At 62.3% G+C, this 23,901-nt stretch carries 21 protein-coding genes; 4 read left to right on the forward strand and 17 right to left on the reverse strand.

What is annotated here, in order from left to right; translation table 11 throughout:
* Positions 1–98: 98 nt before the first annotated feature.
* Positions 99–2,351, forward strand: coding sequence for a bifunctional diguanylate cyclase/phosphodiesterase (locus AvAM_RS17765; RefSeq protein WP_137748304.1), 2,253 nt, complete (start codon positions 99–101; stop codon positions 2,349–2,351).
* A gap of 43 nt (positions 2,352–2,394) precedes the next feature.
* Here the strand turns inward: AvAM_RS17765 and AvAM_RS17770 are convergent, their stop codons facing one another.
* From AvAM_RS17770 to AvAM_RS17790, 5 genes are all read right to left on the reverse strand, one after another.
* Positions 2,395–2,940 carry a GNAT family N-acetyltransferase gene (locus AvAM_RS17770; protein WP_249368214.1) on the reverse strand — a complete coding sequence of 182 codons (546 nt, stop codon included), beginning with the start codon at positions 2,938–2,940 and terminating at the stop codon, positions 2,395–2,397.
* 70 nt (positions 2,941–3,010) lie between these two features.
* Positions 3,011–4,345 (reverse strand): phosphoglucosamine mutase, encoded by a 1,335-nt coding sequence (gene glmM / locus AvAM_RS17775; protein WP_137748305.1) that lies wholly within the window; start codon positions 4,343–4,345, stop codon positions 3,011–3,013.
* Between the two features lie 102 nt (positions 4,346–4,447).
* Entirely contained in the window at positions 4,448–5,278 is an 831-nt protein-coding gene (folP, locus tag AvAM_RS17780; RefSeq protein ID WP_137748306.1) for a dihydropteroate synthase, read from the reverse strand.
* Between the two features lie 143 nt (positions 5,279–5,421).
* Positions 5,422–7,341, reverse strand: coding sequence for an ATP-dependent zinc metalloprotease FtsH (gene ftsH, locus AvAM_RS17785; RefSeq protein ID WP_137748307.1), 1,920 nt, complete (start codon positions 7,339–7,341; stop codon positions 5,422–5,424).
* Positions 7,342–7,514: 173 nt separating this feature from the next.
* Positions 7,515–8,177: an RlmE family RNA methyltransferase gene (locus tag AvAM_RS17790; protein ID WP_137748308.1), complete on the reverse strand. Its 663-nt coding sequence runs from the start codon at positions 8,175–8,177 to the stop codon at positions 7,515–7,517.
* A gap of 33 nt (positions 8,178–8,210) precedes the next feature.
* Between AvAM_RS17790 and AvAM_RS17795 the strand changes: the two genes are divergently transcribed.
* Both AvAM_RS17795 and AvAM_RS17800 read left to right on the forward strand, forming a co-directional pair.
* A complete protein-coding gene (locus tag AvAM_RS17795; RefSeq protein ID WP_137748309.1) occupies positions 8,211–8,684 on the forward strand; it encodes a YhbY family RNA-binding protein in 474 nt (157 codons plus the stop codon).
* Entirely contained in the window at positions 8,684–9,451 is a 768-nt protein-coding gene (locus AvAM_RS17800) for a glycosyltransferase (protein ID WP_137748310.1), read from the forward strand. Before AvAM_RS17795 ends, AvAM_RS17800 begins: the two co-directional genes overlap by 1 nt.
* Before the next feature lie 60 nt (positions 9,452–9,511).
* Here the strand turns inward: AvAM_RS17800 and AvAM_RS17805 are convergent, their stop codons facing one another.
* The 4 genes from AvAM_RS17805 to carA form a co-directional block, all read right to left on the reverse strand.
* Complete coding sequence (locus AvAM_RS17805) at positions 9,512–9,946, reverse strand: DUF4149 domain-containing protein (RefSeq protein WP_137748640.1); 435 nt, start codon at positions 9,944–9,946, stop codon at positions 9,512–9,514.
* A 20-nt stretch (positions 9,947–9,966) separates the two neighbouring features.
* Positions 9,967–10,443 carry a transcription elongation factor GreA gene (greA, locus tag AvAM_RS17810; protein WP_137748311.1) on the reverse strand — a complete coding sequence of 159 codons (477 nt, stop codon included), beginning with the start codon at positions 10,441–10,443 and terminating at the stop codon, positions 9,967–9,969.
* 200 nt (positions 10,444–10,643) lie between these two features.
* Entirely contained in the window at positions 10,644–13,889 is a 3,246-nt protein-coding gene (gene carB, locus AvAM_RS17815) for a carbamoyl-phosphate synthase large subunit (protein ID WP_137748312.1), read from the reverse strand.
* Positions 13,889–15,052 (reverse strand): glutamine-hydrolyzing carbamoyl-phosphate synthase small subunit, encoded by a 1,164-nt coding sequence (gene carA / locus AvAM_RS17820; RefSeq protein WP_108625829.1) that lies wholly within the window; start codon positions 15,050–15,052, stop codon positions 13,889–13,891. The genes carB and carA overlap by 1 nt, the downstream gene beginning before the upstream one ends.
* Positions 15,053–15,333: 281 nt before the next feature.
* On the opposite strand from carA, the gene AvAM_RS17825 reads away from it, so the two are divergent.
* Positions 15,334–16,149, forward strand: coding sequence for a hypothetical protein (locus AvAM_RS17825; protein WP_137748313.1), 816 nt, complete (start codon positions 15,334–15,336; stop codon positions 16,147–16,149).
* 82 nt (positions 16,150–16,231) lie between these two features.
* Here the strand turns inward: AvAM_RS17825 and AvAM_RS17830 are convergent, their stop codons facing one another.
* Genes AvAM_RS17830 through bamA form a run of 8 tightly spaced genes read right to left on the reverse strand, consistent with a single transcriptional unit; the run spans position 16,232 to position 23,884 of the window.
* The gene (locus tag AvAM_RS17830; protein ID WP_137748314.1) at positions 16,232–17,005 is read right to left on the reverse strand and encodes an RNA methyltransferase; all 774 of its coding nucleotides are present in this window, start codon (positions 17,003–17,005) and stop codon (positions 16,232–16,234) included.
* A gap of 21 nt (positions 17,006–17,026) precedes the next feature.
* Complete coding sequence (gene rnhB / locus AvAM_RS17835; RefSeq protein WP_137748315.1) at positions 17,027–17,653, reverse strand: ribonuclease HII; 627 nt, start codon at positions 17,651–17,653, stop codon at positions 17,027–17,029.
* The gene (gene lpxB, locus AvAM_RS17840; RefSeq protein WP_137748316.1) at positions 17,619–18,782 is read right to left on the reverse strand and encodes a lipid-A-disaccharide synthase; all 1,164 of its coding nucleotides are present in this window, start codon (positions 18,780–18,782) and stop codon (positions 17,619–17,621) included. Before lpxB ends, rnhB begins: the two co-directional genes overlap by 35 nt.
* Before the next feature lie 9 nt (positions 18,783–18,791).
* Complete coding sequence (gene lpxA, locus AvAM_RS17845; protein WP_137748317.1) at positions 18,792–19,580, reverse strand: acyl-ACP--UDP-N-acetylglucosamine O-acyltransferase; 789 nt, start codon at positions 19,578–19,580, stop codon at positions 18,792–18,794.
* A gap of 20 nt (positions 19,581–19,600) precedes the next feature.
* Entirely contained in the window at positions 19,601–20,041 is a 441-nt protein-coding gene (gene fabZ, locus AvAM_RS17850; RefSeq protein WP_056163632.1) for a 3-hydroxyacyl-ACP dehydratase FabZ, read from the reverse strand.
* 16 nt (positions 20,042–20,057) lie between these two features.
* Positions 20,058–21,041, reverse strand: a complete 984-nt coding sequence (lpxD, locus tag AvAM_RS17855) for a UDP-3-O-(3-hydroxymyristoyl)glucosamine N-acyltransferase (RefSeq protein WP_137748318.1) — start codon at positions 21,039–21,041, stop codon at positions 20,058–20,060.
* Positions 21,042–21,065: 24 nt separating this feature from the next.
* Positions 21,066–21,587: an OmpH family outer membrane protein gene (locus AvAM_RS17860; protein WP_063459514.1), complete on the reverse strand. Its 522-nt coding sequence runs from the start codon at positions 21,585–21,587 to the stop codon at positions 21,066–21,068.
* Positions 21,587–23,884 (reverse strand): outer membrane protein assembly factor BamA, encoded by a 2,298-nt coding sequence (gene bamA, locus AvAM_RS17865; protein ID WP_137748319.1) that lies wholly within the window; start codon positions 23,882–23,884, stop codon positions 21,587–21,589. Before bamA ends, AvAM_RS17860 begins: the two co-directional genes overlap by 1 nt.
* Positions 23,885–23,901: the final 17 nt, after the last annotated feature.

The following is a 23,901-nucleotide window of genomic DNA, read 5'->3' on the forward strand; positions in this document are numbered from 1 at the left end:
CTGCGGCATACCCGCAGTAGGGTTGTAAGCTGGCGCTGCTACACTTTGGCACAATTTTTTTGAGGCCATGTCTGGCCCTGCCGCCCGCACTGGTCTTTATGTCCCCGCTGTACAGCACTCCGGAATTGCAGCGTCCTGGAGTTGCCACCGATCCCCCACTGCATCGCACACTGCGTGAACAACAGATCCTGCTCGACAGCGCGGGAGTGGGTATTGTTTTCCTGCGCCAACGCAGCGTGGTCCGCTGCAATCAGCGGTATGCAGAGATTTTTGGCTATGCCAGCTCCGCACGCTTGGTAGGGATCAACACAGAGGCTTTCTACCCAGACCGGGACGCGTTCCGGGAGCTGGGGCGCATGGCCTACCCAGTGCTGGCCCAGGGGCAATCTTTTCGGGTAGAGCGTCAGCTGCGCCGCCGTGATGGCACCCTTTTCTGGGGCAGTCTCACGGGCAGGCTTATCAATCCGCACGACACTACCGAGGGGTCTATCTGGATCCTGGACGACATTGATGAGCAAAAACGTGCCCAGGCCGCACTGAGCGCTGCGGAGCGCGAGAAACAGTTGCTGTTCGACAGCGCCATGGTGGGCATTGTTTTTCTGCGTGACCGGCACCTGACCCGTTGCAACGATCACTTCGAGCAGATGTTGGGCTTTCAACCTGGCGAACTCATGGGCAGTTCCTCACGCCGCTGGTATGCCAGCGACGAGGCCTGGGAAGAAGTGGGCCACCGCTGCTATCCCTTCCTGGCCTCCGGTCAGTCCTACGAAGGCGAGGTGGAGCTTTGCCGCAAGGATGGCACCCCCGTGATCTGCGAAGTTCGCAGCAAGTCCATCGACCCGGCCGACCCATCGCAAGGATCCATCTGGATCACGATGGACATCACCGAACGCAAGCAGGCCCAGGCCGCACTGTCCCGTGCGCATGAAGAACTGGAACAGCAGGTCCAGGACCGCACACGCGAGTTGCGCGAAACGGTGGACAACCTGCACCGTGAGATCAGCGACCGCAAGGCTGACCAGGAACGCATCTACTGGCTGGCCCACTACGACGCCCTCACCGGCCTGCCCAATCGCGCGCTGCTGGCCGAGCGGGCGCAGCGGGCCATCCAGGTGGCCCAGGAGAAGGGCACGCCGCTGGCCGTGATTTTCCTGGACCTGGACCATTTCAAGCATGTGAACGATTCGCTGGGACACCGCGTGGGCGATGCCCTGCTGGTCGAAATCGCCAAAAGATTGCGGGCCGTGGTGCGTGACAAGGACACCGTGGCGCGCCTGGGCGGGGATGAGTTCATTTTGCTGCTGCCGGGCGCCAATGCCCATGGCGCAGCCCGGGTGGCAAGCAAGCTGCAAGAAGCATCACGCCAGCATTACCAAATTGATCACCACGAACTGACCATGGCCCCATCCATGGGCGTGGCATTGTTCCCGCAAGATGGCAGCGACTTCGACACGCTGACCCAGTCAGCCGACGTGGCCATGTACCGCGCCAAGCTTGACGGCCGCAACACCTTCCGCTTCTTCACCCCTGAAATGCAGGCCCAGTCGGTGCGCGCATTGCAGCTGGAAAATGCCCTGCGCCGCGCCTTGGAGCGCGACCAGTTCCGATTGCACTACCAGCCCCAGATGAGCCTGGCGACGGGCAATGTCCGCAGTGTGGAGGCCTTGCTGCGCTGGCAGCACCCACAACTGGGGCAGGTCTCGCCCGCAGAGTTCATCCCCATCGCCGAAGACAGCGGGCAAATCCTGCAGATTGGGGAGTGGGTGCTGCGCACGGCACTGGCACAACTCAAGGCTTGGCGCTCTTGCGGCTTCCCTGGGCTCACGATGGCGGTGAATCTCTCCGCCATCCAGTTCCGTCAGCCCCAGTTGCCCGAACTGGTCAGCCGCATGCTGACGGAATTCGACCTCCCACCCGACTCGCTGGAGCTGGAATTGACCGAAGGTGTGGCCGTGGATGACCCGCATGCTGCTGTGGCCACCATGGACCAGTTGCATGCCAGAGGTGTGCGCATGTCCATGGATGACTTTGGCACTGGCTACTCGTCACTGAGCCAGCTCAAGCGGTTCCAGATTTTCAAGCTCAAGATCGACCAGTCGTTCGTGCGCGATCTGGGCAACGACAGCAACGACCGCGCCATCGTGAGCGCCATTATCCGCATGGCCCAAGCGCTGGGCATCCGCACCACGGCCGAGGGGGTCGAGACGGAATGCCAGCTGGAGTTTCTGCATGAGCAAGGGTGCGATGAAGCCCAGGGCTACCACTTCAGCACGCCGCTGCCCGCCGCAGACCTGGAGGTGTTCATGCGCCAGCACCTGCACCGGGACTCCCCTGCGGACGCTCTGGCCTGAGTCCCCGGCCTCTTGCGGGCTGGGCGATGGCCCCGTCCCCCTGTCAGTCCAGCAACAGCTTCTGAAAAAACTGCGCCGACCCCATCTGGGGGGCCAGCACGTAGGCAGCAAACCCTTCGCGCTCATAGGCCTGGATTGCCGCCCGATTGCCAGACAGGACCTCCAGCGTGAGCTTGCAGGCACCGCGCTCCCGAGCCAGGGTTTCGACCTTCTGCAGCATCCGCTGCGCAATCCGGTGGCCGCGCCAAACGGGTGCCACCACCACATCGTGCACATTGACCAAGGGCTTGCAGGCAAAAGTGGAGAACCCTTCGAAGCAGTTGACCAACCCCACGGCCACCCCGGCATTGAGCGAAGAGTGCTGCCCCTCCTCTTCCATCCAGGCCATGACACTGAACGCCTGGGGTTGCCGTTGGCGCAGCGCCTGGACCAGCCCCTGCTTGACCTCAGCCTCCAGTGGCTTGCCACCGCCCGCCACGTCCCGAGCGTAGCCGTCCATCAAATCCACCAGCGCGGCGGCTTCTCGGGGATTGGCATAGTCCACCATGCGCACGGAGATGGGGAGCATGGAGTCGGTGACCGGTGTCATGAACTACTCCTGCGAATTGAAGCGGTAGAAGATCCTCTCCCGCAGAAGGCTGCATAGAGGCGCCAGAGGCTCAGCCCGCGCGGGCCGCATCGGCCAGCCGCTGAGCGCAGGAACTGGCCATTTGTGCGTCCTGGGCCTCCACCATCACGCGCAGCAAAGGCTCCGTGCCACTGGCGCGGATAAGCACGCGGCCCGAAGCACCCAGATCGCGCTCCACTGCCTGTGTCGTCTCCGCCAGCAGGCGGTTGGACTTCCAGTCCTGGCCTGGGGCCAGACGCACATTGAGCAACACTTGGGGATAGAGAGTGACGTCGCCGAGCAATTGGGCCAGGGTCTGCCCACTGCGCACGCAGGCTTGAAGCACCTGCAAAGCGCTCACCAGGCCATCGCCCGTGGTGTGGCGGTCCAATGCCAACAAGTGTCCAGAGCCTTCCCCGCCAAGCACCCAATGGTGGCGCGCCAATTCCTCAAGGACATAGCGGTCACCCACCTTGGCCCGCACAAACTTCACCCCCCGGGACTGCAGCGCCACCTCCACCGCCATGTTGGTCATCAAGGTGCCCACAACACCGGGCACATGCTCGTCACGCCCCATGCGGTCGGAAGCCATCAGGTACAGCAGCTCATCGCCGTTGTACAGGCGCCCCGTGGCATCCACGATCTGCAAGCGGTCGGCATCGCCATCCAGCGCAATGCCGTAGTCGGCCCGGTTGGCGCGCACCGCGCGTACCAGGGCATCCGGGTGGGTGGCACCCACCTCGTGGTTGATGTTCAAGCCATCAGGAGCGCACCCGATAGACAAGACCTCAGCCCCCAGTTCATGGAACACCTTGGGAGCCACCTGGTAGGCAGCGCCATGGGCAGCGTCCACCACGATCTTCAGCCCCTTCAGGGTCAGGTCCTGCGGAAAGGTGCTCTTGCAGAATTCGATATAGCGCCCCGCAGCATCGTCCAGTCGCCGCGCCTTGCCCAGGCTGGCCGAGTCGGCCCACACTGGGGGTTGAGCCAAAGCCTCCTCCACAGCGAGTTCCCAGGCGTCAGACAGCTTGGTGCCTTGCGCACTGAAAAATTTGATGCCGTTGTCAGGGTAGGGATTGTGGCTCGCACTGATGACCACTCCCAGGCTGGCCCGCTGCGCGCGGGTCAGGTAGGCCACACCGGGCGTCGGCAGCGGCCCGAGCAGCACCACATCCACGCCTGCCGAATTGAAGCCAGACTCCAACGCGCTCTCCAGCATGTAGCCAGAAATACGGGTGTCCTTGCCGATCAGAACTGTGGGACGCTCTTCTGTCCGGCGCAACACCCGACCCACAGCATGCGCCAGGCGCAGTACAAAATCCGGCGTGATAGGCGGCTGCCCCACCGTGCCACGAATGCCATCGGTTCCAAAATACTGGCGCGTCATGTGCTGCATCTCCTCGTATTGATCTCTGTATTGGCGGGATGGTTTTCCATCCCACTCTTTCTCTTAACTACCCCTAGGCCGGATACCTAACGCTGACCACTGTCAGCCTTCGCAGCGCATGGCCGACCACACGGCCAGTGCAGCAACCGTCTCCCTCACATCATGCACACGCACCACCGAAGCGCCCCGGTCCACCGCCAACACAGCAGCGGCCACACTGGGCACCATGCGCTGGTCCACCTCCAGACCGGTCACTACGCCCAAGGACGACTTGCGCGACCAGCCTGCCAGCAATGGGTAACCTGCCATCAACAGTACATCCTGCCGGGCCAGCAAGGCAAAGTTCTGCTCCAAGGTTTTACCAAAGCCAATGCCCGGGTCCAACAGAATTTGCTCTTTTTTGGCCCCTTGGGCGAGCAGGTCCTGCGCTTGATGCTCCAAAAACGATAGCACTTGTGGTACTACATCCTCCGCCATGGGCGCCACCTGCATGGTCTGCGGATCACGGTGCATGTGCATCAGACACACGCCACACTGGGGATGAGAGGCCACCACCGTCAAGGCCCCCGGCTGCCGCAAAGCCCATATGTCATTGACGATATCTGCCCCCAGGTCCAGCACAGCCTGCATCACGGCAGGCTTGTAGGTATCTACCGAGATCGGGACCCCCAGCGCCACCGCCTCACGCACCAACGGCACCACACGGGCCAGTTCCTCGTCCAGAGGCACTGCCGGGCTGCCCGGGCGGGTGGACTCACCTCCTATGTCCAGAATGTCGGCGCCATCCCTGAGCAATCGCTCGCAGTGCCGCAACGCTGCCAGCGTGGAAGCATGGCGCCCGCCATCGGAGAACGAATCAGGGGTCACATTGACGATACCCATGACTTTGGGTTGCTCCAAGTCAATGCGAAAACGAGAGGTTTGCCAAAACATGATTCGCTAAGAAGAACCCGGCGCAACAGAGGCCACGGAAATTGAAATGCCGGCGGCGGTCACACCTGCAGGAGGATCGCGCAGCAAACAACCAATATGAAAAACGGGGCACAAGGCCCCGTTGCTGGAACAGCAGTGAACGCTCAAGCTACCGTCGGTGCGGTTCCCGCAGCAACTGCTGGTGTGCCACCGCTGGAGCTGTCCCCCCCAGAAGGAGGCGTACGTGGCGTCCAGTCCTTGGGAGGACGCGGCTCCTTGCCCGCCATGATGTCGTCCAGTTGCTCCGCATCAATGGTTTCCCATTCCAGCAGCGCCTTGGCCATGGCATGCATCTTGTCGCTGTTTTCTTCGATCAGGCGACGTGCCAGGTTGTATTGCTCATCGATGATGCGACGCACTTCGCTATCGACCTTCTCCATGGTCTGTTCGCTCATGTTCGTCGTCTTGGTGACCGAACGGCCCAGAAAGACTTCACCTTCATTCTCGGCATAGACCATCGGTCCCAGGGCCGTGGTCATGCCATACCGGGTCACCATGTCCCGCGCGATGTGCGTGGCACGCTCAAAGTCGTTGCTGGCGCCAGTGGTCATCTGGTTCATGAACACTTCTTCAGCAATCCGGCCGCCGAACAGCATGCTGATTTGGTTGAGCATGTACTCGCGGTCGTAGCTGTAGCGGTCCTGCTCGGGCAGGCTCATGGTCACGCCCAGGGCACGGCCGCGGGGGATGATGGTGACCTTGTGCACCGGATCGCACTTGGGCAGCAGCTTGCCAATCAGGGCGTGGCCGGCCTCGTGATACGCCGTGTTGCGGCGCTCTTCCTCGGGCATGACCATGCTCTTGCGCTCGGGGCCCATAAGGATCTTGTCCTTGGCCTTCTCGAAGTCCTGCATCTCCACGGTGCGAGCATTGCGGCGCGCAGCCATCAGGGCGGCTTCGTTGCACAGGTTGGCCAGGTCGGCACCGCTCATGCCGGGCGTGCCGCGCGCGATGATCGCGGGGGCCACGTCCTGGCCGATCGGGATCTTGCGCATGTGCACGTTCAGGATTTGCTCACGGCCACGGATGTCGGGCAGCGTCACATAGACTTGGCGGTCGAAACGGCCGGGGCGCAGCAGGGCAGCGTCCAGAATGTCGGGGCGGTTGGTGGCAGCCACCACGATCACACCCAGGTTGGTCTCGAAACCGTCCATCTCGACCAACATCTGGTTCAGGGTCTGCTCGCGCTCGTCGTTGCCACCGCCCAGGCCGGCGCCGCGCTGGCGGCCCACGGCGTCAATTTCATCGATGAAGATGATGCAGGGGGCGTTCTTCTTGGCGTTGTCGAACATGTCGCGCACACGGGCCGCGCCCACGCCGACAAACATTTCCACGAAGTCCGAGCCCGAGATGCTGAAGAACGGAACCTTGGCTTCGCCAGCAATGGACTTGGCCAGCAGGGTCTTGCCGGTGCCGGGTGGGCCGACCAGCAACAGGCCACGCGGGATACGACCGCCGAGCTTCTGGAATTTCTGCGGGTCCTTCAGGAAGTCCACGACTTCCTTGACTTCTTCCTTGGCCTCGTCGCAGCCTGCCACATCAGCGAAGGTGACCTGGTTGTTGTTCTCGTCGAGCATGCGCGCCTTGCTTTTGCCGAAGCTGAAGGCGCCGCCCTTGCCACCGCCCTGCATCTGGCGCATGAAGTACACCCACACACCGATGAGCAGCAGCATGGGGCCCCAGCTGACCAGCAGGGTCATGAGCAAGGAACCTTCCTCGCGGGGCTTCACGTCGAACTTGACGTTGTGGTTGAGCAAATCACCCACCAAACCCCGGTCCAGCACAGAGGCGTTGGTGCGGATCTTGCGGTCATCGGTGGTGATCGCCACGATTTCACCGCCACTCAAGCCCTCGGGGATGGTCGCGCTCTTGATGCGGTTGTTCCGGACTTCGTCAAGAAATTCGGAATAGCCGATGTGCCCGGCACTGGCGCCAGTGCGGGTGTCAAACTGTTTGAACACCGTGAACAGCACCATGGCGATAACCAGCCATACGGCAATTTTTGAAAACCACTGATTGTTCAAGCGGGGCTCCAGTTGCAGGGAACAGAAAACGGACACACTGCCGTCACGGCGTATGTGTGGCCCATTTTAGGTCTTTCAAGCCGCGGGACCACTCTTATTCCCACTCACGGCCATGGAATCAGCGCGGGCTTTACTGCCATATTTCAAGCATTCTTGACCAGAGGCAAGCTCTCTCAGGCCGCCTTCCTGAGCCCCATGCCCACCAGAAAGGTTTCAGACGACTTGTCGCGCGAAGCCTTGGGTTTGAGCGGTTTGACCACCTTGAAAGTCTGCTTGAAAAGGGTCACCAGGTCACTGTAGCCACTGCCATGGAACAGCTTGACGACCAGTGCTCCTTCTGGTTTCAAATGGTTGCAAGCAAAATCCACAGCCAACTCAACCAGGTGGGCAATGCGGGCGGCATCGGCTGACTCGATGCCCGACAGATTGGGCGCCATATCAGACACCACCACATCCACCACGCGACCGTCGAGCGCCTGCTCCAGGCGTTCGAGTACCTCGGCCTCGCGAAAATCGCCGTTGAGGTAAGTTACGCCCTCAATGGGCTCCATGGGCAGGATGTCGAGTGCGATGATCGCGCCGTTGAGTTGCCCCGCCGCCGCCCCAGAGGGTGACAGGCGTCGGCGCAGGTATTGGCTCCAGGCACCCGGGGTCGAGCCCAGGTCTACCACGGTGTACCCCGGTTTGATGAGGCCCAGCTGCTCGTCAATCTCCTTGAGTTTGTAGGCTGCACGTGCGCGGTATCCCTCTTTTTGGGCCAATTTGACGTAGGTGTCGTTGACGTGGTCGTTCAACCACGCCTTGTTGACCTTCTTGCTCTGAGTTTTGACTTTCATTACTTTTTTCTTTCAGCCTCGATAATACGGCCCATGCCCCAAATTCAACTGACTCCCGCCGAGCGCCGGGAACAACGCGCCAATGCCCACCACCTGGACCCCGTGGTCCTGATCGGCGGCGATGGCCTAACTCCTGCCGTGAAGAAAGAGGTGGATGCCGCCCTCAATGCCCACGGGCTCATCAAGGTCCGCGTCTTTGGCGATGACCGCGCCGCCCGCGAGTTGATGTACCAGGAACTCGCAGCCGAACTCAATGCAGCCCCCGTGCAGCACATTGGCAAACTGCTGGTGCTCTGGCGCCCCATGCCTGCCAAAGCCAAAACCGTGGATGAAGACCGCATGCCGGGCCCACGCGATGTCAAGGTGCTCAAGTTCAGCAAACAGGGCGGCCAACGCCCAGAAATCAAGCAATTGCGCGTGCTGGGCAACCAGCGCCTGACCTCAGGGGGCCAGATCAAACGCGCCAAGCCCAAGCAGAAATCCATCAAGAAGCGCCAGGCAGACTGATGAATCCAGCGGCAGCATCTGCAGCCCCGGTCGGCTCGGCGCCTGTCCGCCACATTCTCTGCATGAAATGGGGCACGAAGTATGGCCCCGAGTACGTCAACCGGCTTTACGCCATGGTGCGGCGACATCTGAGCGGCGACTTCCGCTTTGTCTGCCTGACGGACGACGACAAAGGCATCCGCAGTGAGGTGCAATGCCTGCCCATCCCGCCGCTGGATCTGCCACCCGGCATTCCCGAGCGGGGCTGGACCAAGCTGGCGACCTTCAGCAGGGACCTGCACGGCTTGCGTGGCACGGCGCTGTTTCTCGACGTGGACGTGGTGATCACCGGATCGCTGGATGATTTTTTCACCCAGCCCGGCGAATTCCTGATCATCCATGACTACAAGCGCCCCTGGCGCATCACGGGCAACTCATCGGTGTATCGGTTCGAATTGAGCGCACACCCCGAAGTGCTGGAGCACTTTCGCGGGCATTTCGCCGAAATTCGCACGCAGTTCCGCAACGAACAAGCCTACCTGTCAGATTTTCTGCACCGGCAGGGCAAGTTGCAGTACTGGCCTGCCGCTTGGTGCCCGAGCTTCAAATACCACGGCATCCCGCCCTGGCCCACCAACTACTGGCGTGCGCCCTTTGTACCGCCTGGTGCGCGCATTGTGATTTTTCACGGGGAATGCAACCCCCCTGACGCGCTGGCCGGACGACGCAACCGCCGTTTCCGCTACATCCGACCCGCCGCCTGGGTGGCAGAGCACTGGCACGAGTAAGCGACACGCAGCCGCCCACCGGCATACGGGACTCAGCGCCAATCCCTGAATACAGCCCTCTCAGCCATCCGACTTGGGGACGGCTCCATCCGGGCGCAAGGTGTGCCACAGCACCGTCAGCGCGCAACCCCATTGCAGCAGGTACAGCAACGACCCCACGCTGTGCCACAAACGCAAATCCTGGCGGGCCACGATGCGGGGCGCGACACCATACTGGTTGAGCAAAGCCAGCAGCAGGCCTCCCAGTATGAAAAGCATAGCAGCCTGTGCCCATGGATATTGCGACACAGCGTTTTTTGGTCTGGAAATCAGCAGCAATACCAAGCAGCACGCCACTGCCACCCAGGTCTGGGCAGCAAAAAGCCGGGCTGCCATGTTGCCAGCCACAGAGGGGGACGGCAGATACGCGAACAACAGAGGCACCACCAGAAAGCCGATCGTGGTCAGGCTCCCCCACCAGAGGGCGGCCACCAAGGCGGGAAGACGGCGATGCATGCGTTGTGCGGCCTTGATGCTCACAGGTAGCTGACGGCTACCACTTCATAGCGGCGGATGCCACCAGGGGCCTGAACCTCTGCGGTATCACCCTCTTCCTTGCCGATCAACGCGCGCGCGATGGGGCTGGAGATATTGATCAGGCCTTGCTTTAGATCGGCCTCGTCCTCACCCACGATCTGGTACTTCACGGAGTCACCGGAATCCTCGTCTTCCAGCTCCACCGTGGCACCAAACACCACCTTGCCGCCGCCGTCCACAGCGCTCGGGTCGATGACCTGGGCCACGGACAGCTTGCCTTCAATCTCCTGAATGCGGCCTTCAATAAAGCCCTGGCGGTCCTTGGCCGCGTCGTAGTCGGCGTTTTCGCTCAGATCGCCCTGAGCGCGCGCTTCAGCGATGGCCGTGATCACGGCGGGCCGTTCCACAGTCTTGAGGCGGTGCAGCTCTTCCTTGAGCTTTTCAGCGCCGCGCTTGGTAATCGGAATAGTGGCCATTTTGTTGAGACTCCACAAATCAAAACGGTGAAAGCGCAAAGCACTTCCACCGGTCAGCCGCCATGCCACACCCTGGGCAAGCCAGGCCATGTGAAAAGGCAATCTACAAAAGGAAACCGCCGCACGTTGCCGCGCGGCGGTGTTGGTTCAGTTGCGATTATGCCGTGTTTGCGGCGGCAAAAGCCACCACAAAAACCCGGTCAGGCCGCCAGCTGGGCGTGCAGTTCCTGCACCGAATACACATCCAGCTTGTCCAGGTACTTCATGCCTTCCACGGCCGCCTCGGCACCGAAGATGGTGGTAAAGGTGGTCACCCGGGCCAGCAGCGACGAGGTACGGATGGCACGCGAATCAGCGATCGCATTGCGACGTTCTTCCACCGTGTTGATGACCATGACAATCTCGTTGTTCTTGATCATGTCCACGATGTGCGGACGGCCTTCCGTGACCTTGTTGACCACCACCACCGGGACACCTGCCTCGGCGATGGCTGCAGCGGTGCCCTTGGTCGCTACCAGGTCGAAGCCCAGCGCCACCAGCTGGCGGGCAATGTCCACCGCGCGGGGCTTGTCGTTGTTCTTCACGGTGAGGAACACCTTGCCAGAAGTGGGTAGCTTCGTGCCCGCGCCCAGTTGGCTCTTCACGAAGGCTTCGCCGAAGGTCTTGCCCACGCCCATCACTTCGCCGGTGGACTTCATCTCGGGGCCGAGGATGGTGTCCACGCCGGGGAACTTGACGAAGGGGAACACGGCTTCCTTCACGCTGAAGTAAGGCGGTGTGACTTCCTTCGTGATGCCCTGCGAAGCCAGCGTCTGGCCCGCCATGCAGCGAGCCGCGACCTTGGCCAGCTGAATGCCGGTGGCCTTGGAGACGAACGGCACCGTACGCGAGGCACGGGGGTTCACTTCCAGCACATAGATCACGTCCTTGCCATCCACTTCCTGGATAGCGAACTGCACGTTCATCAGACCCACCACGTTCAGGCCTTCGGCCATGGCAGCCGACTGGCGCTTGAGCTCGTCCACCGTAGCTTGCTTGAGGTAGTACGGCGGCAGCGAGCAGGCCGAGTCACCCGAGTGCACGCCGGCTTGCTCGATGTGCTCCATCACACCACCGATGAAGGTCTTGCCTTCAGGATCGCGCAAGCAGTCCACATCGCACTCGATGGCGTCGTTCAGGAAGCGGTCCAGCAGCACGGGCGAGTCGTTGCTCACCTTCACGGCCTCGCGCATGTAGCGCTCCAGGTCGCGCTGCTCGTGGACGATTTCCATCGCACGGCCGCCCAGCACGTAGCTGGGGCGCACCACCAGGGGGTAACCCAGCGTGGCCGCCTTTTCCAGGGCCTCGGCTTCGGTACGTGCAGTGGCGTTGGGCGGCTGGCGCAGGCCCAGGTCGCCCAGCAGCTTCTGGAATCGCTCGCGGTCTTCGGCCGCGTCGATCATGTCGGGGCTGGTGCCAATGATCGGCACGCCTTCGGCTTCGAGGCCCAGTGCGAGCTTCAAAGGCGTCTGGCCGCCGTACTGCACGATCACGCCGTGTGGCTTTTCCTTGTCCACGATCTCGAGCACGTCTTCCAGCGTCAGCGGCTCGAAGTACAGGCGGTCCGACGTGTCGTAGTCGGTAGAAACCGTCTCAGGGTTGCAGTTGACCATGATGGTTTCGTAGCCATCCTCGCGCATGGCGAGTGCGGCATGCACGCAGCAGTAGTCGAACTCGATGCCTTGGCCGATGCGGTTCGGGCCACCGCCCAGCACCATGATCTTCTTCTTGTCCGTGGGCGCGGCTTCGCACTCTTCCTCGTAGGTGGAGTACATGTAGGCCGTGTTGGTGGCGAACTCGGCAGCGCAGGTGTCCACGCGCTTGTAGACCGGGCGCACGTTGAGGGCCCAGCGTGCTTCGCGCACCGACTTCTCGGTGGTCTTGAGCAGCTTGGCCAGTCGGCGGTCCGAGAAGCCCTTCTTCTTGAGTGTGCGCAGCGTGTCAGCGTCCAGCGATGCCAATGCAGCGTCGCCCTTCTCTGCAGCGATCTTGTCCAGCTCCAGCTCGATCTTCACGATCTCTTCGATCTGCACCAGGAACCACTTGTCGATCTTGGTGAGGTCATACACCTCGTCCACCGACAGGCCCATGGCAAACGCGTCGCCCACGTACCAGATGCGCTCGGGACCGGGCTCGCCCAGTTCTTTTTCGAGCACTTCGCGGTCCTGGGTTTTCTCGTTCATGCCGTCCACGCCCACTTCCAGGCCGCGCAGGGCTTTCTGGAAGCTTTCCTGGAAGGTGCGGCCCATGGCCATGACCTCGCCCACGGACTTCATCTGCGTGGTAAGGCGGCTGTCGGCCGTGGGGAATTTCTCAAACGCAAAACGAGGGATCTTGGTGACCACGTAGTCGATCGAAGGCTCGAAAGAGGCAGGCGTGGCGCCGCCCGTGATTTCGTTCTTCAGCTCATCGAGCGTGTAGCCCACGGCCAGCTTGGCCGCAACCTTGGCAATCGGGAAGCCCGTGGCCTTGGAAGCGAGCGCCGACGAACGCGACACGCGCGGGTTCATCTCGATGACGATCATGCGACCGTCCTTCGGATTCACAGAGAACTGCACGTTGGAGCCACCCGTGTCCACGCCGATCTCGCGCAGCACCGCCAAAGAGGCGTTGCGCATGATCTGGTATTCCTTGTCGGTCAGCGTCTGGGCCGGGGCCACAGTGATCGAGTCGCCCGTGTGCACGCCCATCGGGTCCAGGTTCTCGATGGAGCAGATGATGATGCAGTTGTCCGCCTTGTCGCGGACCACTTCCATCTCGTATTCCTTCCAGCCGAGCAGCGATTCTTCGATCAGCAGCTCGTTGGTGGGAGAGGCTTCCAGGCCGCGCTTGCAGATGGTTTCGAACTCTTCGGGGTTGTAGGCAATGCCACCGCCCGTGCCGCCCAGCGTGAAGCTGGGGCGGATCACAGTAGGGAAGCCCACGCTCTTTTGGACCGCCCAGGCTTCGTCCATGCTGTGGGCAATGCCCGAGCGCGCGGAGCCCAGACCGATCTTGGTCATGGCGTCCTTGAACTTCAGGCGGTCTTCGGCCTTGTCGATGGCTTCGGGTGTGGCGCCGATCAGCTCGACCTTGTACTTGTCGAGCACGCCGTTGCGCCACAGATCCAGCGCGCAGTTCAGCGCCGTCTGGCCGCCCATGGTGGGCAGGATGGCATCGGGGCGCTCCTTGGCGATGATCTTCTCGACCGTCTGCCAGGTGATGGGCTCGATGTAGGTGACGTCGGCCGTGGCCGGGTCGGTCATGATCGTCGCAGGGTTGCTGTTGATCAGGATGACCTTGTAGCCTTCTTCGCGCAGGGCCTTGCAGGCCTGCACGCCGGAGTAGTCGAACTCGCAGGCCTGGCCGATGATGATCGGACCGGCGCCAATGATGAGGATCGATTTGAGGTCTGTGCGCTTTGGCATTATTTCTTCTCCATCAGCGCGGTGAAGCGGTCAAACAGGTAGGCGATGTCGTGCGGGCCGGGCGATGCCTCGGGGTGGCCCTGGAAGCAGAACGCAGGCTTGTCGGTGCGCTCCAGGCCTTGCAGCGTGCCGTCGAACAGGCTGATGTGCGTGGGGCGCAGCGTGGCGGGCAGCGAGGCCATGTCCACGGCAAAACCGTGGTTCTGGCTGGTGATGCTCACGCGGCCGTTGTCGAGATCTTTCACCGGGTGGTTGGCACCATGGTGACTGTTGTCCATCTTGAAGGTCTTGGCGCCGCTGGCCAAGGCCATGATCTGGTGGCCCAGGCAGATGCCGAAGGTGGGCACGCCCGCTTCAACGATCTGGCGGGTGGCTTCGATGGCGTAGTCGCAGGGCTCTGGGTCGCCAGGGCCATTGGACAGGAACACGCCGTCCGGCTTCATGGCCAGCACGTCGGCTGCAGGCGTCTTGGCAGGCACCACGGTGAGCTTGCAGCCACGCTCGGCCAGCATGCGCAGGATGTTCTTCTTGACGCCAAAGTCATACGCCACCACATGGAAACGCGGCGCAGCCTGTGTGCCATAGCCTTCACCCAGCTTCCACTCGGTCTGGTCCCAGGTGTAGGTCGCAGGGGTGGTCACCACCTGGGCCAGGTCCAGGCCCTTCATGCTGGGCGCAGCCTTGGCAGCCGCCAGAGCTTCGTCAATGCGGGCCTGCGTCACAGCTTCACCAGCTGCCAGGCCCAGGATGGCGCCGTTCTGCGCACCTTTGTCACGCAGCAGGCGGGTGAGCTTGCGGGTGTCGATGTTGGCAATGGCCACCGTCTTTTCGCGCACGAGGTACTGCGAAAGCGTTTCGGTGGATCGGAAGTTGCTGGCCAGAAGGGGCAGGTCTTTGATGATCAGGCCTGCAGCATGGACCTTGTCGGCCTCGATGTCTTCCGCATTGACGCCGTAATTGCCGATGTGCGGATACGTCAGGGTGACGATCTGCTGGCAGTAGCTGGGGTCGGTGAGGATTTCCTGGTAGCCGGTGATGGCGGTGTTGAACACCACTTCGCCGACCGTGGTGCCAGTGGCACCGATCGAGTTACCGATAAAGACCGTGCCGTCTGCGAGCGCCAGGATGGCGGGCGGGAAGTTTCCCTTGAGAGACAAAAGCACTGGGTTCTCCGGATGGTTACGGTCGCCCGGCGCCTGCAGACCATTCGCACACTCGAAGTGCGATGGTGCCAATGGCTGCTCTCAGATGGGTTGTTGCTTTGGGTGCGGTCGGGCGACGCTGTTGCGAGAAAAGCTCCCGATTATACCCTTGGCCCCGGCCTTCACATCAAATGCACGTCTTGCATAACCTTGTTACGTAAGCAAACGTTCCCAGTGTTGCGGGCGGTGCCACCCCACCTAGACTGCGCCGCTGATCTTCACCCAACCAAGGACACGCATCCATGCGCCCCTTCGCCCGCCTTCTGCCTGTTGCCCTTGCCTGCAGCTTTGCTGCCATGGCAGCCCACGCCATCGAATTGGCCAAGTACCCCCAGGTTTTTGTAGCTCCACAGGGGGTGGAAGTGGTGCTGGCCCCCACGGCCGATGGCAAGCAGGCGTTGGTGCGCGTGAGCGGCATCAATGACCCCATCGATCAGGTGGTGTTCTTGAGCACCCGCGAATCCCAGGGCTCGACGCGCGAGGTCTACACCACCCGCATCGACGGCCGCAGCTATGGCTTGCTGCACAAACAAAACCACGCGTACCGTGGTGGCGACCAGTATGTGGTGTATCTGCCCGGCCAGCGGGATGGGGTTTCGCTGGCTTTCAGCGACGACAAAAGCAAGGCATTCAAACTGGCCGACCTGCAAGCCAGCTACGAGCGCCAGCAAAAACAGGGGGTGCAGGAGAAGCTGGGCCGCTTTGACCGCAACAAGCGACTGGCAGGCGCCCAGACAGAACTCGCCAAGATGGATCAGGCGGCCAGCGCTTCTTGTGGCACCCCCGTGAAGACCACGGTGGACTGGACCGGCATCGATGACGAAAAGCTGCAGACCCTCAGCATCCCCAGCTTCTGCGGCGTGGTGGCCTCCGAGATCGACAGCGCCTGCCGCAACAGCCCCCAGTTCAAGCCAATGGCTGCAGGCCTGGGCCAGATCCAGTGCCACTTTGGCCCCCGGCTCAAGATCCGGGTGGAAAGCCAGCAAGTGGTCTTCAGCACCGAAAAGGACGCGCCCAACCAGGAAGAATTCGTGCGCCAGTTCCTGCGCAACCAATAACGAACGCCTGCTTCACACCAAGGCCTTTGCCTAGCGCCCGGCGGACACCCTTGAGTGGTCCGCCTGAGCGGCCGTGCAAGGCTCAGCGGCCAGCGCCGCTGGCGTGCAGGCAGATGGCCGCCGCCGCCGCCACGTTCAGCGACTCCTCACCCCCCGGCTGGGCGATGCGGATGCGCTGGGCGGCCCTCTCCTCCAAAGCGGACGAAACACCCTGCCCTTCATGCCCCATGACCCAGGCGCAGGGCCAAGGCAAAGCAGCGCGGTGCAAATAGTCGCCAGCGTGCGAGCTGGTCACCAAGAGGGGCACCTTGAGCGCCTGGACATCCTCCAGCCCCACGCCCTCGATCAAATCCAGCGCAAAGTGCGCGCCCATGCCAGCACGCAAGACCTTGGGTGACCACAGGGCCGCACTGCCCTTGATGGCCACCACCTGCCGAAACCCGAACGCCGAGGCGCTGCGCAGGATGGAACCCACATTGCCCGCGTCCTGCACCCGGTCAAGCACCACGGTCGCCGCATCAGGCCGCAACGCGGCAGAGGCTGGCAAGTCCAGAATGAAACCCATGCGCGCCGGGGACTCCAGCCCGCTGATGTCCGCAAACAGTGCGTCGGCCAATACTATTGTTTTGATAGCACTTTGGGCATACTCATCGCGCGCAAGAGGCCAAAAAGACTCTGAAAAAACTGCCACCGAGGCACGCAGCCCCCGCGCCAGCGCGGCGCGGCAGAGGTGGTCCCCCTCCAGCCACACGCGGCCCTGCTTGCGGTAGGCCGTAGTGTCCTGGGCCAGGCGGCGCAAGTCCTTGACGAAGGTGTTGTCCCGGGAGTGGATGGCAATCGCAGACGAAGAAGTCATCGGTAGTCTCTTGCAGGCCGCTCAGGACGGCAGGCTCTGGGCCACCGGTGCAAACGAGCGCCGGTGGTGAATGCAAGCGCCATGCTCGCGCAAGGCCGCCAGGTGCACGGCGGTGCCGTAGCCCTTGTGCCCCGCAAAGCCATATTGGGGAAACTCGTCATGCACCTGCACACACCAGCGGTCCCGGTGCACCTTGGCCAGAATGGACGCTGCCGAGATCGCGGGGACCAGCGCATCGCCTTTGACGATGGCTTCTGCAGGCACATCCAGCACGGGCAGCCGGTTGCCATCCACCAGCACCATCACAGGCTTGAGGCGCAAGCCCATCACGGCGCGCCGCATGGCCAGCAACGTGGCCTGCAGGATGTTGAGCCGGTCAATCTCTTCGACACTGGCTTCGGCAATACAAAAACAAAGTGCCTTGGCACGGATTTCGTCGTACAGCTTCTCGCGCCGCGCTGGCGTGAGCTTCTTGGAATCGGCCAGGCCCGCAATGGGATGCAGGTCGTCCAGGATGACAGCGGCAGCCACCACCGGCCCCGCCAGGGGGCCCCGGCCCGCTTCGTCCACACCGGCCACCAGACCAGGAGGGTGCCACGGCAGGCAAGCCTGCTCAGGCTGCGGGAGAGAGGATTTTCTGGATCGCATCGGCAGCCAGTTGGGGGGTATTGCGCTGCAGGCTTTCGTGCAACGCCACAAAGCGCTGCTCCAGCAGCGCTATTTTTTCGGGGTTGTTACGCCGCGCGTCCAGCCACTCCATCGAGGCAGCGCACAGTGCTTGTGGTGTGGCGGCATCCTGGATCAGTTCGGGCACCACAAACTCGCGGCACAGGATGTTGGGCAAGCCGACCCAGGGCTGCAGCTGCTTGCGGCGCATGAGCCACCAGCTCAGCGGGTGCATGTGGTAACCGATAACCATGGGGCGCTTGAACAGCGCGGCTTCGAGCGTGGCGGTGCCACTGGCAATCAGCGTGGCATCGCAGGCAGCCAGCACCGCGTGGGACTGCCCCGTGATGATCTGCAGAACATCGCCCACGCCACAGGCCTGGGCGATCTGCTCGATGCGGCCGCGCAGCGCCGGGACGGCGGGCACTATCAATTTAATAGCTGGCCGGGCTTGCCGAATCAGCGCAGCAGCCTCAAAAAAGGGGCGGGCGATGTACTGAATCTCCGACGACCGGCTGCCAGGCAGGATGGCCAGCACCTCGTCACCATCCTGCAGGCCCAGCTGCGCGCGGGCCGCTGCACGGTCGGGCACCATGGGGATCACCCCCGCCAGGGGATGGCCCACATAGGTGGCGGCAATGCCGTGCTGCGCGAGCAACTCCGGCTCGAAGGGGAAGATACACAGCACATGGTCTGCACTGCGGCGGATTTTTTCGACCCGATCAGCGCGCCAGGCCCAGATGGAAGGGCATACGAAGTGCACCGTCTTGACGCCAGCGGCACGCAGATCGGCCTCCAGCCCCAGGTTGAAGTCGGGGGCGTCCACGCCGATGAACACATCGGGGCGGTCCTTGAGCAGACGCTCGCGCAGCTGCTTGCGGATGCCCAGCAGTTCGCGCAGACGGCGCAGCACTTCCATGCTGTAGCCGTGCACGGCCAGTTTGTCGCTGGGCCACCAGGCAGTGAAGCCCCGGCGCACCATCTGCGGGCCACCAATCCCGCAGGACTGCAACCCTGGCCAATGGGCCTGCATGCCATCGATCAGCAGACCCGCGAGCAAATCGCCCGACGTCTCGCCCGCCACCATGGCGATGCGGGGGGAAACACTCATCACCGCCCCTCAGCGCGCAATGCCGCGCGTGGAGGCGTCGAGGAACGCCAGCACCAGTGCGACATCGGAAGCCGCCTCGGGGTGAGAGGCTGGCAAGTCGGCCATGGCAGCGCGCGCAGCCTCCAGCGTCAGCCCCTGGCGGTACAGCGCACGGTGCACCTGCTTGATGCCCGCCACACGTTCGGCCGAGAAACCCCGGCGGCGCAGCCCTTCCAGGTTCAGCCCCCGCACGGAGAGCGGGTTGCCATCGACCATCATGAACGGCGGCACATCCTGCGAGACCGCGCTGGAGAACCCGATCATGGCGTGCGCCCCCACCTTCACGAACTGGTGAATGCCTGTGAGCCCGCCCACCGTGACCCAATCTCCGATCAGCACATGACCGGCCAGTGTGGTGTTGTTGGCCATGGTCGTGTGATTGCCCACATGGCAGTCGTGTGCGATGTGGGTGTAGGCCATGATCCAGTTGTCGTCGCCGATGCTGGTCTTGCCGCCTGCGCCCGGAACGCCCCGGTTGAAAGTACAGAACTCGCGCACCGTGTTGCGGTCGCCGATGACAAGCTCGGTGTCTTCGCCCCTGTACTTCTTGTCCTGCGGATCCGCCCCCAGAGAGGCAAACTGGAAAATCCGGTTGTCCTTGCCGATGGTGGTCCGGCCCTGGATCACGCAATGAGGGCCCACGGAACTGCCAGGGCCGATCACGACCTGCGCACCGATCACCGCATAGGGCCCCACCGTGACAGAGGGGTCGATGCGGGCACCCGCCTCAACAATGGCAGTGGGATGAATGTTGCTCACGATCCGATGGTCTGAGTCGGTCAGCCCACGCTGCGCATGGTGCACATGAGTTCGGCCTCGCAGGCCACCTCGTCACCCACGCTGGCCACACCCTTGAACTTCCAGATGCCGCCGCGAACGCGGTCGATGGTGATGGTCAGGATCAGCTGGTCACCCGGCTCCACCGGGCGCTTGAAGCGTGCGCCATCGATGCCAACAAAGTAGTAGATGTTGTTTTCATCGGGCACTTTGCCCATGGCATCAAAAGCCAACAACCCGGCCGCCTGGGCCAGCGCTTCGAGGATCAGCACGCCGGGCATCACGGGGCGCCCTGGGAAATGCCCGCCGAAATAAGGCTCGTTGAAGGTGACGTTCTTGATCGCCTTGATGCGGGTGTTGCTCTCAAGCTCAATCACCTTGTCCACCAGCAGGAAGGGGTAGCGGTGCGGCAGTTGCTTGAGAATTGCGTGGATATCCATCATCGAGTTGTTCTTCCGTTCATGCTGCTTTCAATGCCTGCTCCAGCGCCTTGATGCGCTCGCGCAGACTGTGCAATTGTTTGAGTGTCGCAGCGTTCTTTTCCCAGCGCGCATTGTCGTCGATGGGAAACATGCCCGTGTACTGGCCGGGCTGGGTCAGGGAGCGGGTGACGACCGTGGCCGCCGAGATATGCACGTTGTCGGCTAGCTCCAGGTGCCCCAGCACAATCGCGCCTCCGCCCACAGTGCAATGCGCTCCGATGGTGGCGCTGCCGGCAATGCCCACACACCCGGCCATCGCAGCATGTTTGCCGATGTGCACGTTGTGCCCCACCTGGATCAGGTTGTCGAGCTTCACGCCGTCTTCGATCACGGTGTCCTGCAGCGCGCCGCGGTCGATACAGGTGTTGGCGCCGATTTCAACATCATCACCAATGCGCACCGCGCCCAGTTGCTCGATCTTGACCCATTGCCCGTTTTCGGGCGCGAAGCCAAACCCATCGGCGCCAATCACCACGCCAGAATGCACGATGCAACGCGCGCCCACGTGGCAGTCCTCGCCCACGGTGACCCGCGACTTGAGCACAGTGCCCGCCCCCACATGCGCACCGCGCTCGACCACGCACAGCGGGCCGATGCTCGCTGTGGGATGCACCTGGGCCGTGGGGTCCACCACCGCACTGGGGTGTATGCCAGCTGGCCGCGCAGGCGCATTGCGCTGCCGCCACAGCTGGGTGGCACGCGCAAAATAGACATAGGGGTTGTCTGCAACGATGCAGGCACCCCGCGCCAATGCCGCCTCACGCAGGGCAGGCGCCACAATGACACAGGCCGCCCGGGAGGCGGCCAGTTGCTGTTGGTAGCGCGGGTTGCTCAGGAAACTGAGGTCCCCCGGGCCTGCAACCTCCAGTGGCGCGATGCGGGCAATGGCGGTGTCACGCGCCCCTCCCTCCAGCGAACCACCGAGCGCATCAACAATGTGCCCGAGAAGCAAGCTGCTCACGCGCCACCTGTCCAGCGCTGCGGCTTACTTGGCGCCAGCAGCGGCATTCAGCGCCTTGATCACCTTGTCGGTGATGTCATGCTTGGGGTTGATGTAGACGGCCTCTTGCAGGATCACGTCGTACTTCTCGGCTTCTGCCACTTGCTTGACCACCTTGTTGGCACGTTCCAGCACCTGGGACAGCTCTTCGTTCTTGCGGGCGCTCAGGTCTTCCTGGAACTCGCGGCGCTTGCGCTGGAAGTCTCGGTCTTGGTCCACCAGCTGGCGCTGGCGCGTCGTGCGCTGGCTCTCGGCCATGGTGGGGGCTTCGCGTTCGAACTTGTCGGTGGCGGTCTTCAGGGTGTTGCCCAAATCAACGAGTTCTTTCTCGCGGCGGGAGAACTCCTGCTCCAGCTTGGCCTGTGCAGCCTTGGCAGTGCTGGCTTCGCGGAAGATGCGATCGGTGTTGACAAAACCGGCTTTGAATTCCTGCGCCTGCGCAGGGGCTGCGACGGCAACAACGCCAAGCAGCAGGGCCACAGAAAGATGGCGAGAAAAGGATTTCATTAGAAAGACGTTCCGATCTGGAATTGCAATTTTTGGATTTTATCGCCAGCAAACTTGCGCACCGGCTGCGCAAACGCTAAACGCAGCGGGCCGAGCGGGGAAATCCAGCTCAAACCCAGGCCCACGGAGGCACGCATGTCACTGAAGGTGACTTTCTCGTTTTCTCCGTACACATTACCCACGTCCACAAAAGTAAAGACGCGCAGGGTCCGGTCGTTACCTGCACCTGGGAAGGGAGCAATCAGCTCCGCATTCAGGGTCACTTTTTTCGGGCCACCCAGCGAAGCGCCCGTCACATCGCGCGGGCCCAGTGTGCCTTGGTCAAAGCCACGCACGGAGCCCAGGCCACCCGAGTAGAAGTTCTTGAACACGGGGAAGGGGCGGCCATTCATGCCCTTGCCAATGCCCGCTTCGCCGTTGAAGGCCACGGTAAAGCGCTTGTTGAGCGGGATGTACTGCTGGTACTGGTAATTGGCCCGCACATAACGCGCATCCCCGGCCACCGACCACTCGGAGTTCAGGCGCTGGTAGCGACCCGAATTGGGCGCCAGGGCGCTGTCCCGGTCGTCGCGCGACCAACCCACCGTCAGGGGAATGGAAGTGCTGGTGTAGCCAAACTTGTCGGCGTAGTACAGGTAGGTGGCGGGAATGTTGGTGCCCGGCTTGATCTGGGTTTGCTCCAGACCACCACCAAAAAACACCGTATCTGTTTCACTGAACGGCACGCCGAAACGCACCGAGGTCCCCGTCGTGACCAGCTGGTAGTTGCCGCCCTGGTCTTCATAGGGCTTGTCGGTACGGTAGTACACGTCCAGCGTGCGCGAGATGCCGTCGGCAGTGAAGTAGGGATTGGTCGTGCTGAACACCAGCGTGCGGCGGTACTTGCTGGTGTTGACATCAATCCCCAGGTAATTGCCGGAGCCGAAAATGTTTTCCTGCTTGATACCAAACGACAGCGATGCCTTTTCAGCGCTGGAAAAGCCCACACCCATCTGCAGCGAGCCAGTGGGCTTCTCGGCCACATTGATCACCAGATCCACCTGGTCCGGCGCGCCCGGCACTTCCTGGGTTTCGACATTCACTTCCGTGAAGAAGCCCAGGCGGTCCACGCGGTCGCGCGACAGGCGAATCTTGTCGCCGTCGTACCACGAGGCTTCGTACTGACGGAACTCACGGCGGATCACTTCGTCCCGCGTGCGGTTGTTGCCGCTCACGTTGATGCGACGCACATATGCTCGGCGCGATGGCTCGGCCTGCACCACCAGAAGGGCGCGGTTGTTTTCGCGATCGATTTCCGGCACGGCCTCGACCCGGGCGAATGCAAAACCGAAACGCGCAAAGTACTCGGAGAATGCCTTGGTGGTCTCGGTCACCTGATCGGCGTTGTAGGGCTCGCCAGGGCGGATGGTCACCAGGGACTTGAACTCGTCCTCGCGGTCCAGATAGTTGCCTTCCAGCTTCACCCCCGACACCACAAACCGCTCGCCCTCGGTGATGTTGACGGTGATGGAAATATCCTGCTTGTCGGGCGAGATCGCCACCTGCGTGGAATCCACACGGAATTCCAAGTAGCCGCGCTGCAGGTAGTACGAGCGCAGTGTTTCAAGGTCGGCATTGAGCTTGGCGCGCGAATAGCGGTCCGACTTGGTGTACCAGCTGAGCCAGCCGCCCGTGTCCTGGTCAAACAGCCCCTTGAGCGTGGATTCGCTGAAGGCCTTGTTGCCTACCAGGCGCACTTCCTTGATGCGCGCGGGCTCGCCCTCAACCACCGTGAAGGTCAGGTTCACACGGTTGCGCTCGATGGGCGTCACTGTCGTCACCACTTCGGCACCGTACAGGCTCTTATTGATGTACTGGCGCTTGAGTTCCTGCTCGGCCCGATCGGCCAGGGCCTTGTCATAAGGGCGGCCCTCTGCCAGGCCTACATCGCGCATGGCCTTCTTGAGCGCATCCTTGTCAAACTCGCGGGCCCCCGCAAAGTCCACATCGGCAATGGTGGGGCGTTCTTCGACCACCACCACCAGCACGTTGCCGTTGGCCTCCAGGCGAACGTCCTTGAACAGGCCCAGACCAAAAAGAGCACGAATGGCCGCAGCGCCCTTTTCATCGTTGTAGTCATCACCCACCCGCAGGGGCATGGAGGCAAACACCGTGCCGGGCTCCACACGCTGCAGACCTTCCACTCGGATGTCCTGCACCTTGAAAGGCTCCAGAGCCCATGCCGCATTGGCGGCAAAAACCATGGCTGCAACGGCCGATGCGGTACGCACGCCCAGGCGATTGATGTGTTTTTTCATGAATGAAGCTGGAGCCG

This window comes from Acidovorax sp. NB1, assembly GCF_005405905.1.
In the GTDB taxonomy this organism is placed as follows: domain Bacteria; phylum Pseudomonadota; class Gammaproteobacteria; order Burkholderiales; family Burkholderiaceae_C; genus Acidovorax.